Origin of the sequence: Synechococcus sp. CCY 0621, assembly GCF_019038465.1 — a bacterium.
Lineage (GTDB): Bacteria > Cyanobacteriota > Cyanobacteriia > PCC-6307 > Cyanobiaceae > Cyanobium.
Genome location: NZ_JAFKRH010000015.1, coordinates 116,285 through 131,782, shown reverse-complemented (window position 1 = coordinate 131,782; position 15,498 = coordinate 116,285). Strand labels below are relative to the sequence as shown.

At 69.8% G+C, this 15,498-nt stretch carries 11 protein-coding genes; 2 read left to right on the top strand and 9 right to left on the bottom strand.

Going from position 1 to position 15,498, the window contains the following annotated elements:
* Nucleotides 1-83: 83 nt before the first annotated feature.
* Nucleotides 84-848 carry a phytochelatin synthase family protein gene (locus tag KUG43_RS05760; protein ID WP_286194430.1) on the top strand — a complete coding sequence of 255 codons (765 nt, stop codon included), beginning with the start codon at nucleotides 84-86 and terminating at the stop codon, nucleotides 846-848.
* Here the strand turns inward: KUG43_RS05760 and KUG43_RS05755 are convergent.
* The 8 genes from KUG43_RS05755 to KUG43_RS05720 form a co-directional block, all read right to left on the bottom strand.
* Nucleotides 781-1,887: a glycosyltransferase family 4 protein gene (locus KUG43_RS05755; protein ID WP_216907023.1), complete on the bottom strand. Its 1,107-nt coding sequence runs from the start codon at nucleotides 1,885-1,887 to the stop codon at nucleotides 781-783. The two genes, KUG43_RS05760 and KUG43_RS05755, sit on opposite strands and share 68 nt — an antisense overlap.
* A 20-nt stretch (nucleotides 1,888-1,907) precedes the next feature.
* Nucleotides 1,908-3,443, bottom strand: a complete 1,536-nt coding sequence (gene purF / locus KUG43_RS05750) for an amidophosphoribosyltransferase (RefSeq protein WP_502988579.1) — start codon at nucleotides 3,441-3,443, stop codon at nucleotides 1,908-1,910.
* Nucleotides 3,443-5,812: a phosphoribosylformylglycinamidine synthase subunit PurL gene (gene purL / locus KUG43_RS05745; RefSeq protein ID WP_216907021.1), complete on the bottom strand. Its 2,370-nt coding sequence runs from the start codon at nucleotides 5,810-5,812 to the stop codon at nucleotides 3,443-3,445. Before purL ends, purF begins: the two co-directional genes overlap by 1 nt.
* A 28-nt stretch (nucleotides 5,813-5,840) precedes the next feature.
* Nucleotides 5,841-6,719 (bottom strand): RNA methyltransferase, encoded by an 879-nt coding sequence (locus KUG43_RS05740; RefSeq protein WP_216907020.1) that lies wholly within the window; start codon nucleotides 6,717-6,719, stop codon nucleotides 5,841-5,843.
* Between the two features lie 4 nt (nucleotides 6,720-6,723).
* Entirely contained in the window at nucleotides 6,724-7,872 is a 1,149-nt protein-coding gene (gene dnaN, locus KUG43_RS05735) for a DNA polymerase III subunit beta (protein ID WP_216907018.1), read from the bottom strand.
* 388 nt (nucleotides 7,873-8,260) lie between these two features.
* A complete protein-coding gene (thrC, locus tag KUG43_RS05730) occupies nucleotides 8,261-9,319 on the bottom strand; it encodes a threonine synthase (protein WP_216907283.1) in 1,059 nt (352 codons plus the stop codon).
* Nucleotides 9,320-9,413: 94 nt separating this feature from the next.
* Nucleotides 9,414-10,025, bottom strand: a complete 612-nt coding sequence (locus KUG43_RS05725) for an alpha/beta hydrolase (protein WP_216907016.1) — start codon at nucleotides 10,023-10,025, stop codon at nucleotides 9,414-9,416.
* 36 nt (nucleotides 10,026-10,061) lie between these two features.
* Nucleotides 10,062-12,002, bottom strand: a complete 1,941-nt coding sequence (locus tag KUG43_RS05720) for an ABC1 kinase family protein (protein ID WP_216907014.1) — start codon at nucleotides 12,000-12,002, stop codon at nucleotides 10,062-10,064.
* Between the two features lie 105 nt (nucleotides 12,003-12,107).
* Here KUG43_RS05720 and recN point away from each other — a divergent pair, with 105 nt between their 5' ends.
* Nucleotides 12,108-13,826, top strand: a complete 1,719-nt coding sequence (gene recN / locus KUG43_RS05715; RefSeq protein WP_216907012.1) for a DNA repair protein RecN — start codon at nucleotides 12,108-12,110, stop codon at nucleotides 13,824-13,826.
* A gap of 60 nt (nucleotides 13,827-13,886) precedes the next feature.
* On the opposite strand, the gene KUG43_RS05710 is transcribed toward recN, so the two are convergent.
* The gene (locus KUG43_RS05710; RefSeq protein ID WP_216907010.1) at nucleotides 13,887-15,485 is read right to left on the bottom strand and encodes a B12-binding domain-containing radical SAM protein; all 1,599 of its coding nucleotides are present in this window, start codon (nucleotides 15,483-15,485) and stop codon (nucleotides 13,887-13,889) included.
* Nucleotides 15,486-15,498: the final 13 nt, after the last annotated feature.

The following is a 15,498-nucleotide window of genomic DNA, read 5'->3' as shown; positions in this document are numbered from 1 at the left end:
TCCGGCGGCCCCCACCCACCCCAGCGAAGGCTCCCCTACCTTCCAACCAGAGCCGCCCCACCCCAGCGCCCGCAGCCGCCGTGATGACGCGCCCCCCATCCCCGTTCCCCGGCCTGGTGCTGTTGTCGCTGGCCCTGGCGGCACCGCTCACGGCCGGGCACCTCAGGGCCGCCCCGATCCCCCTGATGGAGCCCGCCGGCATGGAGCTGCTGGTGGGCAGTGGCGCCCGGGCCGACTACGGCCCCCTGGCCGAGCAGTTCCTCACCCAGGCCAACCTCGCCTACTGCGGTGTGGCGAGCGCCGCCATGGTGCTGAACAGCCTGGCCGTGCCCGCCCCGGCCGTGCCGGGCTACGGCCGTTACCGCTTCTGGACCCAGGAGAATGTCTTCCAGGTGCCGGCCAGCAGCCAGGTGGTGAGCGCCGAGGTGGTACGGCGCCAGGGCATGACCCTGGCCGAGCTGGCCGGCCTGCTGGCGGCCCACGGGGTGAAAGCCGAAGCGATCCACGGCGACCAGCTGAGCCTGGAGCAGTTCCGCGCCCTGCTGCGGACCAACCTCAGCCAGCCCGGCGACCGCCTTCTCGCCAACTACGACCGGCCCTCCCTCGGCCAGGCCGGCGGCGGCCACATCGCCCCTGTAGCAGCCTTCCACGCCACCAGCGACCGGGTGCTGATCCTCGATGTGGCCCGCTACCGCTACCCCTCGGTGTGGGTGCCCGTGGCTGACCTCTGGGCCGCGATCCGCAGCCTTGATCGCACTTCGGGACGCAGCCGCGGCCTGGTCACGATCCGGCGGGCTCCGGGGACGACACCGCCTCCAGGAAGCGTTCCGCCACCCGGTCCCAGCTGAACGGCCCCACGTGCTGGCGGCCGTAGGCCCGCTGCCGTGCCTGCAGCGCAGGATCGGTGAGCAACGTCACAAGGGCCTCGGCCAGCGCCGCCGGATTCCGCGGCGGCACCAGCAGCCCGGCCCGTCCGTGGGGCACCACCTCAGGGATCGCCGTGGCCGTGGTGCTCACCACCGGCAGTCCGCTGGCCATCGCCTCGAGGAACACGATGCCGAACCCCTCCTGGATCGACGGCAGGCAGAACACCGCACTGCGGCGGTACCAGTCCCGTACGGCACCGTCGTCGGCTAGGGCTCCCAGCAGCTGCACCACCTCCACCAGCCCCAGCCGTTCCACCAGCTCCCGCAGCGCCACGTGCTCCGGGCCATCGCCGATCACCACCAGCCGGGCACCCGGCAGCCGCTCGTGCACGCTCCGGAACGCGGTGATCAGATCGGCCACCCGCTTGCGCGGGTACTGGCGCGCCACGCACAGCACTGTCTGGGGCTCGCGGGCTCCGTCGATGACGGCCAGAGCGGCGACGTCCCCGCCCGCCGGGTTCCAGAGACGGGTGTCGATCCCCTCCGGCACCAGTCGCAGCCGCTCGGCCGGCACCCCGTAGTGCGCCTCGATGCGCTCGCAGCAGTAGCCGCTGGTGGAGAGCACCCGCGGCGCCCGGCGGGCGTTGAGCCGCTCCAGCCGCGACAGTCCCCAGAGCATCAGCCGCGGCCAGCCGCTCTCGCAGCGCGACTCCTCCGCCAGCACCCCCTTGATGCAGCACACGTAGGGCACCGGGCAGCGGTGCGCCACCCGGAAGCCGTCGATGTCGAAGCCCACCACCAGGTCGTAGCGGCCCTCGGCGGCGGCCAGGCGCCGGGGCAGGGTGAGGTTGAACCAGAGCCGGCGCAGCAGCAGGTTGCGGGGCCAGGCCCCCTCGGGCACCAGCCGCTCCACCGTGTGGCCCCGGGCGATCAGGGCCCCGGCCAGGCCACCGATGGCCGCCGCCGTGCCGCTGCCCTCGGCCACGTCCTGCAGCCAGGAATCGAGAAAGGCGATACGCATGGTGCGGGCGGCCGCCCGGCCTACACCCGCGCCGCCAGGCCGGTGGGCTCGAGCATCAGCTTGCTGTTGCGCACCTCCTCATCCATCTCGATCGGGTAGTTGCCGTCGAAGCAGGCGGTGCAGAAATGGCTGGAGTTGGCCTGGGCCGCCTCCACCATGCCCTCCTTGCTCAGATAGCTGAGCGAGTCGACGCCCAGGTGCCGCTCGATCTCCTCCAGCGTCAGCCGGGCGGCGATCAGGTGGTCCTGGGTGTCGGTGTCGATGCCGTAGAAGCAGGGGTGGGTGACGGGGGGAGAGCTGATCCGCATGTGCACTTCGGTGGCACCGGCATCCCGCAGGGCCGCCACCAGCTTGCGGCTGGTGGTGCCGCGCACGATCGAGTCGTCGATCACCACCACCCGTTTGCCGGAGAGCACATCCGGCAGGGGGTTGAGCTTCACCCGGATGCCCGCCTCCCGCATCGCCTGGGTGGGCTGGATGAAGGTGCGGCCCACATAGCGGTTCTTGATCAGGCCATCGGCGAAGGGGATGCCGCTGGTGTGTGAATAGCCGATCGCCGCCGGAATGCCCGAATCGGGCACACCGATGACGATGTCGGCCGCCACCGGGTTCTCCCGGGCCAGGACCTCACCGATCCGCACCCGATAGCTGTAGAGCGATTCGCCGAAGAAGCGGCTGTCGGGCCGGGCGAAGTAGATCATCTCGAAGACGCACAGCTTGCTGGGCTCCTCACACCAGCGCTGCCGCTCGGGAATCGGATCGGCCTGGCGGAAATGGATCAGCTCGCCGGGCTGGACATCGTCAACGAACGTGGCGCCGATGATGTCGAGGCCGCAGCTCTCGCTGCTGGCCACCCACTGGCCCTGCTCCGGTTCGCCCAGCATCCCGAACACCAGGGGCCGGATGCCGTGGCCGTCCCGCAGGGCGAACAGGCCGTCCGGGGTGCCGATCACCAGGCTGAAGGCGCCACGGCAGCGGGCCGCCGCCGCCCGGATCGCCGCGTTCCAGCCCAGGCCGGAATCCACCGCCTCCTGCAGCGCGAAGGCGATCAGCTCCGAGTCGGTGGTGGAGGTGAACTCCCCGGCCATGTGATCGAGCGAGGCCCGCAGCTCCGCCGCATTCACCAGGTTGCCGTTGTGGGCCAGGGCCAGCGGCCCCAGGCGCGTCATCAGCACCACCGGCTGGGCGTTGCAGACCTTGCTGCTGCCGGTGGTGGAATAGCGGTTATGGCCGACCGCCAGCTGGCCCGGCATCCGCTCCAGCACATCCTGATCGAACACCTGGCTCACCAGGCCCATGTCCTTGTGCAGCCGCACCTTCACGTCATCGAAGACGGCGATGCCGGCCGACTCCTGTCCCCGGTGCTGCAGGGCATACAGCCCGAAGTAGGTGAGGTTGGCCACCGCCTGACCCGGCGCCAGTACGGCGAACACACCGCAGGCCTCCTCCGGCTTGTCGGGGCGTTCGCTCTCGGTGATTGCCGTGTTCTGCGCATCGCGTTGATCGGCGCAGGGCACGGGGCGTCTCACGATGGGGGAAGGTTCATCTTCGCCCATTACCTGTCGGGTGGGGGCCCGGCTTTCCGCAACCGGCTGGGGATCGCCTGCTCGTAGGTGTCGCGCAGCTGCTCCACCGCCAGCTCCAGCAGCGGCTGGCCGCCCCTCGCCACCACCAGGCGGGATTCCGCCGTCACGGTGCCCAGGAGCTGGGCCGGCACCGACGCACCAGCCTCTGCCAGGGCGGCCTGCCAGGCCGCCTCCTGCGCGGGGGCCACACTCACCAGCAGCCGCGCCCCGCCCTCGGCGAACAGCAGCCGGTCGGGCCGCGACGCACCAGCGGGCAGCTCCAGGCGGGCGCCCAGGCCGGAGGCGATGCAGGCCTCCGCAAGCGCCACCGCCAGGCCACCATCGGAGAGGTCGTGGGCGGAGCGCACCAGGCCCGCCGCGATCGCCTGGCGCAGGAAACCCTGCACCCGCCCCTCCAGGGCCAGATCCACCTGAGGCGGGCGGCCCGTGAGCCGGCCGTGCACCACCTCCAGGTAGCTGCTGGCCCCCAGCCCAAGGCGGTCGTCGCCGTTTTCCTCCAGCGGCACCCCCAGCAGCCAGATGGCATCACCGGCCTGGAGCCAGGCCAGCCCCGTCACGTGGGTCAGGTCGTGCACCAGCCCCACCATGCCCACCACCGGGGTGGGGTGGATCGGCTGCATGCGGCCATCGGGCAGGCGGGTCTCGTTGTACAGCGAGACATTGCCGCCGGTGACCGGCGCGGCCAGGGCGCTGCAGGCCGCCGACAGGCCCCGGCAGGCCATCGCCAGCTGCCAGTAGCCGGTGGCGGTGTCGGGCGAGGGGAAATTGAGGTTGTCGGTGACGGCCAGGGGCTCGGCGCCCGTGCAGGAAAGGTTGCGGGCCGCCTCGGCCACCGCCGCCATGGCACCCCGCTCCGGATCGAGGGCCACCCAGCGGTTGGGGCAGTCCACCGTCGCCGCCACGCCGCGCGTCGCCGCCGCCATCGCCCCCTCCCCCTGCTGGGGCCGCAGTCGGATCACGGCCGCATCGGCACCGCCGGGCAGCACCACGGTGTTGGCCTGCACCTGGTGGTCGTACTGGCGGTACACCCAGCGCTTGCTGGCGATGGTGGGGTCATCGAGCAGGCGCAGCAGGGCGTCACCCCAGCCCAGCGGGCCAGCGGCCATCTCCAGGCCGCCGGCATTCGAGGCCGGCGGCAGCTCGGCTTCGCTCCAGGTCCAGTGGGCCTGGAGGTCGGCCGGGGGTTCGGCCAGCAGCTCGTGGTGGTTGATCGGCGTGTCGTCCGCCAGGGCACTGGCGGGCACCTCGGCCGCCACCTCGCCGTGCTGCAGCACCCGCACCACGTTCTCCTGCAGCACCCGGCCCACCACCGCCGCCTGCAGGCCCCAGCGGCGGAATCGCTCCATCAGGGGCTCCTCCCGGCCGGCCGCCACCACGAACAGCATCCGCTCCTGGGATTCGCTCAGCAGGAATTCGTAGGCCGTCATGCCGCTCTCCCGCGCCGGCACCCGGTCGAGGTCGAGCTCGATGCCCAGGCCCCCCTTGGCGGCCATCTCCGAGCAGCTGCAGGTGAGGCCGGCGGCGCCCATGTCCTGGGCCGCCACCACATCGCCGCTCTGGAAGGCCTCCAGGCAGGCCTCGATCAGCCCCTTTTCCAGGAACGGATCACCCACCTGCACGGCGGGCCGGTCGTCGAGGGAGGCCTCGGTGAGCTCGGCGCTGGCGAAACTGGCGCCGCCCATGCCGTCGCGGCCCGTGGTGCTGCCCACGTAGACCACCGGATTGCCCACACCCACCGCCCCTGAGCAGACGATGTCGTCGGTCTCCATCAGGCCCAGGGCCATGGCGTTCACCAGCGGGTTGCCGCCGTAGCTGGGGTCGAAGGCCACCTCACCGCCCACCGTCGGCACGCCGACGCAGTTGCCGTAGTGGGCGATGCCGGCCACCACCCCCTCCATCAGGCCCACGTTGCGCTCGTCCTCCAGCGGCCCGAAGCGCAGGGCGTTGAGCAGGCCGATCGGGCGCGCCCCCATGGTGAAGATGTCCCGCAGGATGCCCCCCACCCCGGTGGCCGCCCCCTGGAAGGGCTCCACGGCCGAGGGGTGGTTGTGGCTCTCGATCTTGAAGGCCAGCCGCTGGCCCTCGCCCAGGTCCACCACGCCGGCGTTCTCGCCCGGTCCCACCAGGATGCGGGGGCCGCTGGTGGGGAACTGGCCCAGCAGGGGGCGGGAGTTGCGGTAGCAGCAGTGTTCCGACCACATCACCCCGAACATGCCCAGTTCGGCCCTGTTGGGGGGCCGGCCGAGACGACGCACGATCTCGTCGTAATCGCCCTGGCTCAGGCCCTCCTTGCGCAGGGCCTCGGGCACCGAGAAGGACGGGGTCGAGGCAGGAACCACCGGGGGGCGCGGCAACGGCCCTCCAGTATCAGATCCAGGGGTCGTCGGCTTCGCGGGGCTCCCGGCCCCGGTAGCGATCACGGCGGGGCGCCGGCTCCTCCGGCGGCGGCTGGCGGGGCGGTTCGGGCAGCTCCTCCGGTTCCTCCTCCTCGGGCCAATCCTCGAGCGGGTCCGGCTCGTCGCGGTCGTCGGTGTAGCGCTGGTCCGGATAGGGGTCGCGGTCGTAGCGGTCGCGGGGGTCCGGCTCGGGGTCCCGCTCACGCTCGGGCCAGGGGATCTCCTCGCGCAAGGCCTCCGGCCAGGGAGGCTCCTCCAGCCAGCCCTCCAGCCGCTCCTCGACGCGGCCGCCCACCTGCTGCACCTGCTCCTTCCAGCGTTGGGATCGGCGCAGCAGCTTCTGGCGCACGCTGGCGCGGGCCACGGGCAGATCATCCAGCCCCCGCAGGGCGGTGAACACCCGGCCGGGCTGCTGGTCGACGATCCGGTCGGGGCTCAGGCGCCAGCGACTGGAGCCCGGCAGCCGCGGATCGCTGCGGGCCACCAGGTAGTGCAGGATGCGGCCACTGCGCAGTTCCACGGCAGCGTCGGCCACCAGCCCCAGGGGCACATCATCGGCACCTGTGAGGGCCGCATCGATCAGGGTCGGCAGCCGCTCGAGGGTGGCCGCGTCCGTTTCCGCCGGCTCCCCCTTCACGAACACCTCCTGCTCCCCCAGCCCCCGCAGCTGGTCGAGCCGCCAGACCAGCCGCTTCTGGGCGAAGGCCGAGGGCCGGCTGGCCCAGCCCAGCAGCCGATGCACCGGTGGATGCATCCAGGCCAGCACCCCCGCGCCGCGCTCAAGGCCCTGATCACAACGCACCTGCCGCCGCAACAGATCGCTCAGCAGCAGCTGCTCGGGAAGACTCACGCGCTCAGCTGGTGCGGATCTGGACCGGCATCACCAGGTAGGTGAAGGCCTCGTCGGCCCCCACCGGCGCCAGCACGGCCGGGGTGGTGGCGGCATTGCACTGCAGCACAACCTGGTCGGAGGCCATGGCCTTGAGGCCATCGAGCAGGTAGCGGACGTTGAAGGCTATCTCGATCGCCTCCCCCTCGATCGTGGCCGCCAGCGATTCCGAGCCGCTGCCCACGTCCTGGGCGTCGGCCCGGATCGTGGCCGTGCCGGCGGCAGGGTCGGCGCTGATCTTGACCACGTTGTTGTGCTGGTCGGCCAGCACGGCCACCCGCTCCAGGGCGGCGATGAAGGCGCGCCGGTCGAGCACCAGCCGGCGCTGGAACGCGGGGGGAATCAGCTGGCGGTAGTTGGGGTAGGTGCCATCGAGGCTGCGGCTGGTGAGCACCTGGTCGGCGGAGAGCACCACCACCTGGCCGCGCTCGCAGAACAGGCTCAGGGGCTCCTGCGAGCCGCGACCCGAGAGGATCCGCTCCAGCTCCCGCAGCGAGCGGGCCGGCACCGTGACGGCAAAATCCGCACCCTCGGCGCCACCGGCCTCCACCGCATGGGAGAGGCGCTGCACGGCCAGCCGGTGGCCATCGGTGGCGGCGCACTCCAGACCCTCGCCATCCAGGCGCAGGTGCACGCCGGTCAGCAGTTGCTTGTTCTCATCCGGGCTGCTGGCGAACAGGGTGGCCCGCAGCCCCTTCACCAGGGACTCGGCGTGGAAGCGGATCGGCGTGCCGCTCTGGGCCAGTGGCAGATCCGGGTAGTCGTCGGCAGGCATCCCCCGCATCCGGTAGCTGCCGGAAAGGTTGGTCAGCTCCAGCTGCTCCTCGCCTTCCGGGCAGCTGAGGCTGATGGGGCTGTCGGTGGCCAGGCGGGCCACGATCTCGCCGAACATCTTCGCCGGCAGGGTGATGGCACCGCTGGTCTCGACGGCGGCGGGCAGGCTCGTCTGGATGCCGAGGCTGAGATCGAAGCCCGTGAGGCTGAGGCGGCCGGTGCCCGCATCGGCGGTGAGCAGCACGTTGGCCAGCACCGGGTGGGTGGGCCGCGTCGCCACCGCCCGGCTGACCAGCTGGAGGCTGGCGTTGAGTTCAGCCTGGGAGCAGACCAGCTTCATGGCGGGTGCCGGCGACGGCAGAACGGCGATCTAGAGGCACCACGGTTTCACAGGGCGCGGCAAAGCGCAACGGGTGGTCTCCCGACTGTTCAACGGATCAATCAAGGTTTGAAGAGAAGACAAACAGCCCGTCGTCGTAGGGGCGGGGGAAAACGGGTAAACAGGTTGTCTTTCCCTGGCCTCACTGTCTTTTGCCGGGGTCAGGGCTGGGGAAAGGGCTGAACAAGTGAGCCCTTTTGAGCCGTTTTCCCCCGAATCCCTGGCCTGGGGAATACGTCCACCGACCAAGGGGGTATCCCCTCCCCGGACTCTCCAGTCCGAAAGGGGAGAAACTCCCAGGATTTCCCCAGACGGTTGGGCCAGCGGCAGGCGCTCCAGGGGCGCTGGCTCAGAAGCCCATCACCTTGGCCACGGTCTCGGTTTCCGGGGCGATGCCCGTGTGGAAGGTGGCGTCGTTGTTCTCGATGGCCGTCGTCGGGTCCTTGAGGCCGTTGCCGGTGAGCACGCACACGACCGTGGCGCCGGCAGGCACCTCCTCCCGGCGCTTCAGCAGGCCCGCCACCGAGGCGGCGCTGGCTGGCTCGCAGAAGATCCCCTCCCCCTGGCCCAGCAGCTTGTAGGCGTCGATGATCTCGGCGTCGGTGACGGCCATGAAATCGCCGTTGCTTTCCTTGCGTACATTGAGGGCGTTCTCCTTGTTCACCGGATTGCCGATGCGGATCGCCGTGGCGATGGTGTCCGGCTGCTCCACCGTGTGACCAAGCACCATCGGGGCCGCACCGGCGGCCTGGAAGCCCATCATTCGCGGCAGGACCGTGCTGTGGCCCGCCTGGCGGTACTCCTTGAAGCCCATCCAGTAGGCGCTGATGTTGCCGGCGTTGCCCACAGGGATGCACAGCCAGTCGGGGGCCTCGCCGAGGGCATCGATCACCTCGAAGGCGGCCGTCTTCTGCCCCTGCAGCCGGTAGGGGTTGAGCGAGTTCACCAGGGTTACCGGGTAGCGGTCGGCCACGTCCCGGACGATCGCCAGGGCCCGGTCGAAGTTGCCCTGCACCGCCAGCACCTCGGCGCCGTAGAGCAGGGCCTGGGCCAGCTTCCCCTGGGCCACGTAGCCGTCCGGGATCAACACGAAGGCCCGCATGCCGCCCCGGCGCGCATAGGCCGCCGCCGCCGCCGAGGTGTTGCCGGTGCTGGCGCAGATCACCGCCTCCGAGCCCGCCTCCTTCGCCTTGCTGATGGCCATCGTCATGCCCCGGTCCTTGAAGGAGCCGGTGGGGTTGAGGCCGTCGTACTTGAGGAACACCTTCACGCCCCGTCCCACCCGTTCGGCGATCACCGGCGCCGGAATCAGGGGCGTTGCTCCCTCCCGCAGGGTCACCACCGGCGTGGCATCACTGACGGGCAACCAGGAGCGGTAGGCCTCGATCAGCCCTGGCCAGTCCTGCATGGTGGGCTGCCGGCCCAGGCGTCGCAGGGCTCGTAGCAGGGGCACGGGGGACAGCGGCGAGGCTGACGTCAATGTAGGTCTCCGGTCTGGGGCGTCAGGGGGCGGGTGTGGGTGCCGCCGGGGTGGCGGGTGCCTTGGGGGCCGCCTGGGGTTCGTTGCCCCGCAGGCCGTCGAGGGGTGATTCGGAGAAGAAACGCACCAGCTCGCTGATCGAGGAGGCCTTGGACGCCAGCGCCATCAGGGCCGGAATGCTGACTTCCAGCTCCCGGGTCGGGTAGGCCCGCAGGAAGCTGATCGCCGAGAGCGACCCCTTGCCCTCGTAGGTGCCCAGCACCATGGCGGAGCGCAGGGCGGGCACGCCGGCCTCCGGGGCCCTCAGGGGGAACAGGATCCGGGCCAGGCGGGCCAGGATCGCCTCACCGATGCGGGTGTTGAGCAGGCGGCTCATCAGCACGATCGGCAGCTGCACCGACTCGTTCAGCAGCTTGCTGACGTCCTTGGGGTTCTGGCGGCCGAGGCGCAGCACATCAGCCAGAAGGCCCCGGGCTTCACCGGTGGTGGCCAGATGCTCCAGATCCGCCACGGGAATGGAGCGGCGGAAGGCACCGCTGGTGAACACCAGGTTCTCGGTGGCGAAGGCCGCGGGCGTCGACCAGCACAGCCCCAGACCCAGGACAGCGGCTACAAGCCTTCGCCGCTTGTTCACAGATGTCTCCCTTGGATTGAGCCGACTCTACGGATCTCAGGCACCGGTGACACCGGCGGCCTGGCGCACCGCCGGTGTCACCAGCACATCCCGCAGAAGATGCACCACGCCCCGCTCGGCCAGACCCTTGGCCACCTGCAGCCCCATGCGGCGCAGATCCGGTTCCCCCAGCACCCGCGGCAGGCGCTTCAGCAACAGGGATGGCTCAAAGCCCGGCAGGTCGCGCAGGATCGCCAGCAGCTCCTGGATCGGTTCGAGATCCAGCAGCGGTGTTGACGCCGGGGCGGGGGGCAGGGCCCGCAGCCCCGGCGGCAGGAAGCGGCTCGGCAGCCGCCGGCCGAGCCGCAGGGTGGTGTTCCAGGCCAGGGCATCCATCTGCAGCACCAACGCGTCGACGAGCTGCTGGCGCAGCAGGCCACCGGTGGGGGAGAAGAGGAAATCGAGCACCTGGTCGAGCAGGCCGTCGAGGTCGAGCTGCTCCTGGAGCGAGGCGCTGGCCACCAGGCTCTCCAGCCGCTGCCAGCGGAACTCGTCGCCGTCGTAGAGCATCTCCCGCAGGCTGCGGCGCAGCTCTGGGTCGGGATCCTCCATCAGCCGGCGGGCGAAGTAGGGGTAGGCGGCGCCGAGGATCTTGAAGTCCGGGTCGACACTCAGGGCGATGCCTTCCAGGGTCACCAGCGAGCGGATGATCAGGGCGTAATAGGGAGGAACCTGGAAGGGGAAGCGGTACATCACCCCGGAGAGGTCGTCGGTGACCGCCTTGAAATCCATGCGGCTGACGCCCATCTCCAGGGCCTGGCCGAACACGGATTCGAAAGCCGGCACGATCGGTTCGAGATCCACCGCCTCGCCCAGGAAGCCGAGCTGCACGAAGTCCTTCGAGAGGGCCCCGAAATTGCGGTTCACCAGGTGCACCACCGCCTGGATCAAGCCGGTGCGCGCCTCCCGCGACACCTCACTCATCATGCCGAAATCCAGGTAGGCGAGGCGCCCGTCCGGAAGGGCCAGCAGGTTGCCGGGGTGGGGATCGGCGTGGAAGAACCCATGCTCCAGCAACTGCTGCAGGCTGCAGTTCACCCCCACCTCCACCATGTGGTCGGGGTCGACCCCGAGGGCGCGCACCGCGTCCAGGTTGGTGAGCTTGACGCCGTCGATCCACTCCATCGTCAGCACCCGGCGACTGGTGGCCTGGCGGTAGATGGCAGGGACGGCGATGCGGGGATTGTGGCTGTGCAGGCGGGCGAAGGTTTCGGCGTTGCTGGCCTCGTTGATGTAGTCCATCTCCTCGAAGACCCGCTTGCCGAGTTCATCGATCAGACCCACCAGATCGCTCTTGATCAGGCCGACATTCCGGTTCAGCCAGGCGGCGATGTTGCGGACGATGTAGAGGTCGAGGGTGATCTGCTCCCGTAGTCCCGGCCGCTGCACCTTCACCGCCACCCGCTCGCCGCTCATCAGCACGCCCCGGTGCACCTGGCCGAGGGAGGCGGCAGAAATCGGTTCCTTCTCCAGCGAAGCGAAGATCGTTTCAACCGGCGCCTGCAGGTCCTCCTCGATGCAGGCCATGGCCAGGGAACTGTCGAAGCCCGGCAGCTGGTCCTGCAGCTGGGCCAGCTCCTCCAGCAGCACCGGCGGAATGATGTCCGGACGGGTGGAGAGGGCCTGGCCGGCCTTGATGAAGGCGGGGCCGAGGGCCACCAGCAGTTCGGCGCACTCCCGGGCCCGCTGCCGCGCCCGGCCGGGGTTGGCCAGCTGGCCGGTGACCTTGTCGACGCCCACCCCCAGCAGATAGAGACCGATCGGCACGAGCGTCTGCCAGACCCGCCGCACCAGGCGCATCGGGTGGCCGGCGTAGATGCGGGTGATGGCGGCCGGGTCGTAGCTGAGCAGGCCCGCCGCCTCCAGGAAATCACCCATCTCGACCTCGGCGGTCAGGCGCTCGGGGGTCGCGGCGGGGGCTGGGGGGGAGGAAACCATGGCTGGGGGGCACCGCCGCGGCGCCGGCAGGCGGAACCCCCCTTCTAAACGAAAGTCACAGCCGCTACGGTCGGGCCACGTACCGATCGCTCGCCGGAGGCCTGGGTGCTCACGGGTCTGCGCCTCGAGAACATCGCCCTGATCGAGCGGCTGGAGCTGGCGTTCTCCACCGGGTTCACCGTGCTCACCGGCGAGACCGGCGCCGGCAAGTCGATCCTGCTCGATGCCCTCGATGCCCTGCTCGGCGGTGCCCAGGGCAGCCAGGGGGCCCGGCTGCTGCGGCGCGGCGCCGAGCGGGGCCGCATCGAGGCCAGCTTCAGCCTCTCTCCCCCGGTGCGCGACTGGCTGGAGCGCCAGGAGCTGGAGGCCGAGGAGGGCGAGCTGCTGCTCAGCCGGGACTGGCGCCTTCAGGACGACCGGCTCACCAGCCGCCATCGCCTCAACGGGGTGGTGGTGAGCCGCAGCCAGGTGCTGGAGCTGCGCCCTCTGCTGCTCGATCTCACCGTGCAGGGCCAGACCCAGCAGCTGGGCCGCCCCGGCCAGCAGCGCCGCTGGCTGGATCGCTTCGCCGGTGAGGGCCTGGCCGAGGCCCTCGAAGCCACCCGCTCCGCCTGGCTGCAATGGAAAGGGGAGGCCGACGCCCTGGCGCGGGCCCGCGCCGACCGGGAGCGCTTCGCCCTGGAGCGGGACCGCCAGGAGGAACTGCTGGCGGAGCTGGAGGCCGCGGCGCTGGAGGATCCTGCCGAGCGCCAGCGGCTCCAGGGCGAACAGGACCGGCTGGCCCACGCCGTGCGGCTGCAGGAGGGCGTGATGGCCCTGATCGGCCGGCTGGTGGAGGGGGCCGAGGCCGCTCCGTCGGTGCTGGACCATCTGGCGGCCTGCGACCAGGAGCTGCAGACCATGGCCGCCCTCGACGCCGGCGTGGTGGCCCTGCACGGAGCCTGCGCCGACGCCCTGGCCGGGCTGCAGGATCTGGCCCGCGACCTCGACCGCTACGGCTCCCTGCTGGAGAGCGACCCGGAGAGCCTGGCCCTGTTGCAGGAACGCATGGCCCAGCTCAAGGCCCTGGAGCGCCGCCACGGCCAGACCCTGCCCGAACTGATTGCCCGGCGCGACGAGCTGCGCGAGCAGCTGGCCGGCGCGGACGCCGCGGCCGCCCTGGCGGGCCTGGAGGCCGCCGAAGCCGCCGCCCGCCAGGGGCGTGATCGGGCCAATGCCGTGCTCACCCGTGCCCGCACCACCGCCGCCCGCGACCTCGAGGACCAGCTGATGGCGGCCCTGCGGCCGATGGGACTGGCCAATGTGCGCTTCACCGTGGCCCTGGCCGCTGCCGAGCCCGGCGAGGAGGGGGCCGATGCGGTGCAGTTCCTGTTCTCCGCCAATCCGGGCCAGCCGCCGGCACCCCTGGCGGAGGTGGCCTCCGGCGGTGAAATGAGCCGCTTCCTGCTGGCGCTGAAAACCTGCCTGGCCGCGGCCGACCCCCACGTCACGTTGCTCTTCGATGAGATCGATGCGGGTGTGAGCGGCCGCGTCAGCGGCGCCATGGCCCAGCTGCTGCGGCGCCTCGCCGAGCAGCGCCAGGTGTTCTGCATCACCCACCAGCCCCTGGTGGCGGCGGCGGCCCAGCACCACTTCCGGGTGAGCAAGAGCGTCGAGGCCGGCCTCACCCACACCCGGGTGTCCCACCTGCGGGACACTCACGAGCGCCAAGTGGAACTGGCGGAACTGGCCGGCGGCGATTCCGGCGAGGCCCACAGCTACGCCGCCAGTCTGCTGGGCGTTGAGGGCATGAACGATCCCAACAAAGTGAACCGGGCGGCTTGAGCCCCCCACCCCTGAGCCACTCCTCCATGGGCCCCTCAGGGCATGCCACCGTTCAGATCCTTACGGCGATGTGCCCGTGGCGATCTCCATCAGTGGACGCTCCAACAGCGCCTGGCGAGTCAGCTCCTGTTCATGGCCATAGGCGGCCAATTGCGTTTCGATCTGCAGCCGCACGATGTCTCGATACTCCATGAAATGCTCGTTGTGGGCGCAGACAGCGAGGTATTGCTCCGCCACCTTGGGGTTGGCCCAGAGAATGTGGAACAGGTGGTGCCAGAAGGCCCAACGGGTGGAGCGTTTGAGACCCTGGCGCCAGCAGACGATCAGCAGTGCCCGGAGCACCGCCAGCTCGGGAAGCTTGAAGGTGCTCTTCACCCTGGGGGGGCCGAGTTTCAGGAAGTAGCGATGGATCCGATCGAGATACCTGTGGGGTTCGTAGAGCTGGCAGAACGCCTCCACATACTCCTGGGCAATGCCTTCCACCGGCCGGGTCGGCACGAAGTTCATCAGGGTGGTCTGGTTGATGTTGCCGACCTTGTCGATCAGGCGCCCTTCCTTCTCCAGCCTGTGCCAAAGGGCCGTATGGGGCAGCGCCTGCAGCATGGCGAAAGTGGTCGTGGGGATCCCCGCAGCTTCCGAGAAGGCGACGATCCGCTGGCCAGCGCCCTCCTTTTCGCCATCGAAGCCGATGATGAATCCCGCGATCACCCGCAGGCCTGAGCGAGTCACCTTGTCGACGGATTCGAGCAGGGGTGAGCGCGTGTTCTGGAACTTCATCGTGGCGGCCAGGCTGTCCGTGTCCGGTGTCTCGATGCCCATGAAGACGGCCGCAAAGTTGCAGGCCAGCATCTGATCAATGAGCTCCTGGTCATCAGCCAGATCAAGGGAGGCCTCCGTATCGAAGCGGAACGGATACCCACGGTCCCTCTGCCATTGCTCAAGGGCCGTGAGCATGATCTTGACGTTGCGCTTGTTGCCGATGAAGTTGTCATCCACCATGAACACGCCACCACGCCAGCCGATGGCGTAGAGGCGGTTGAGTTCGCAGATCAGTTGCTCCGGCGTCTTGGTGCGGGGTTTGCGGCCATAAAGCACGATGATGTCGCAGAATTCGCATTGGAAGGGACAGCCGCGCGAAAATTGCACGCTCATCGAGTCGTAAGCACTGAGCTCGAGCAGGTCGTAGCGGGGGATGGGTGTGGCGGTGACATCCGGTTTCACGCCCTCGGAGCTGAAACGGCCGCCTTTGTCGCCCCGATTCCAGGCCTCGACGAATAGCGGCAGGGTGATCTCCCCTTCATCGAGGATCAGGTAATCGGCCCCAGCGGCCACGAGTTCTTCCGGGGTGGAGCTTGGGTAGGGTCCCCCGACAGCCACCGGCTTGCCGTGGTGCCTGGCCAGATTGATCTGGCGAATGATGTCGTCCTTCTGGACGATCATTGCCGACATGATCACGAGATCAGCCCACTGCCACTCCTGCTCCGAGACTGGCCTGATATTGACGTCCGCCAGCTTGAAGTTCCAGTCCTGGGGCAGAATGGCGGCGACAGTGATCAGGCCGAGTGGTGGCAGCAGAACCTTTCGGTTCACTAATTCAAGGATCTTTTCGTAGCTCCAGAATGTTTTCGGAAACTCTGGGTAGACGAGCAGAACGTTCAAGCTTGGGTATCCA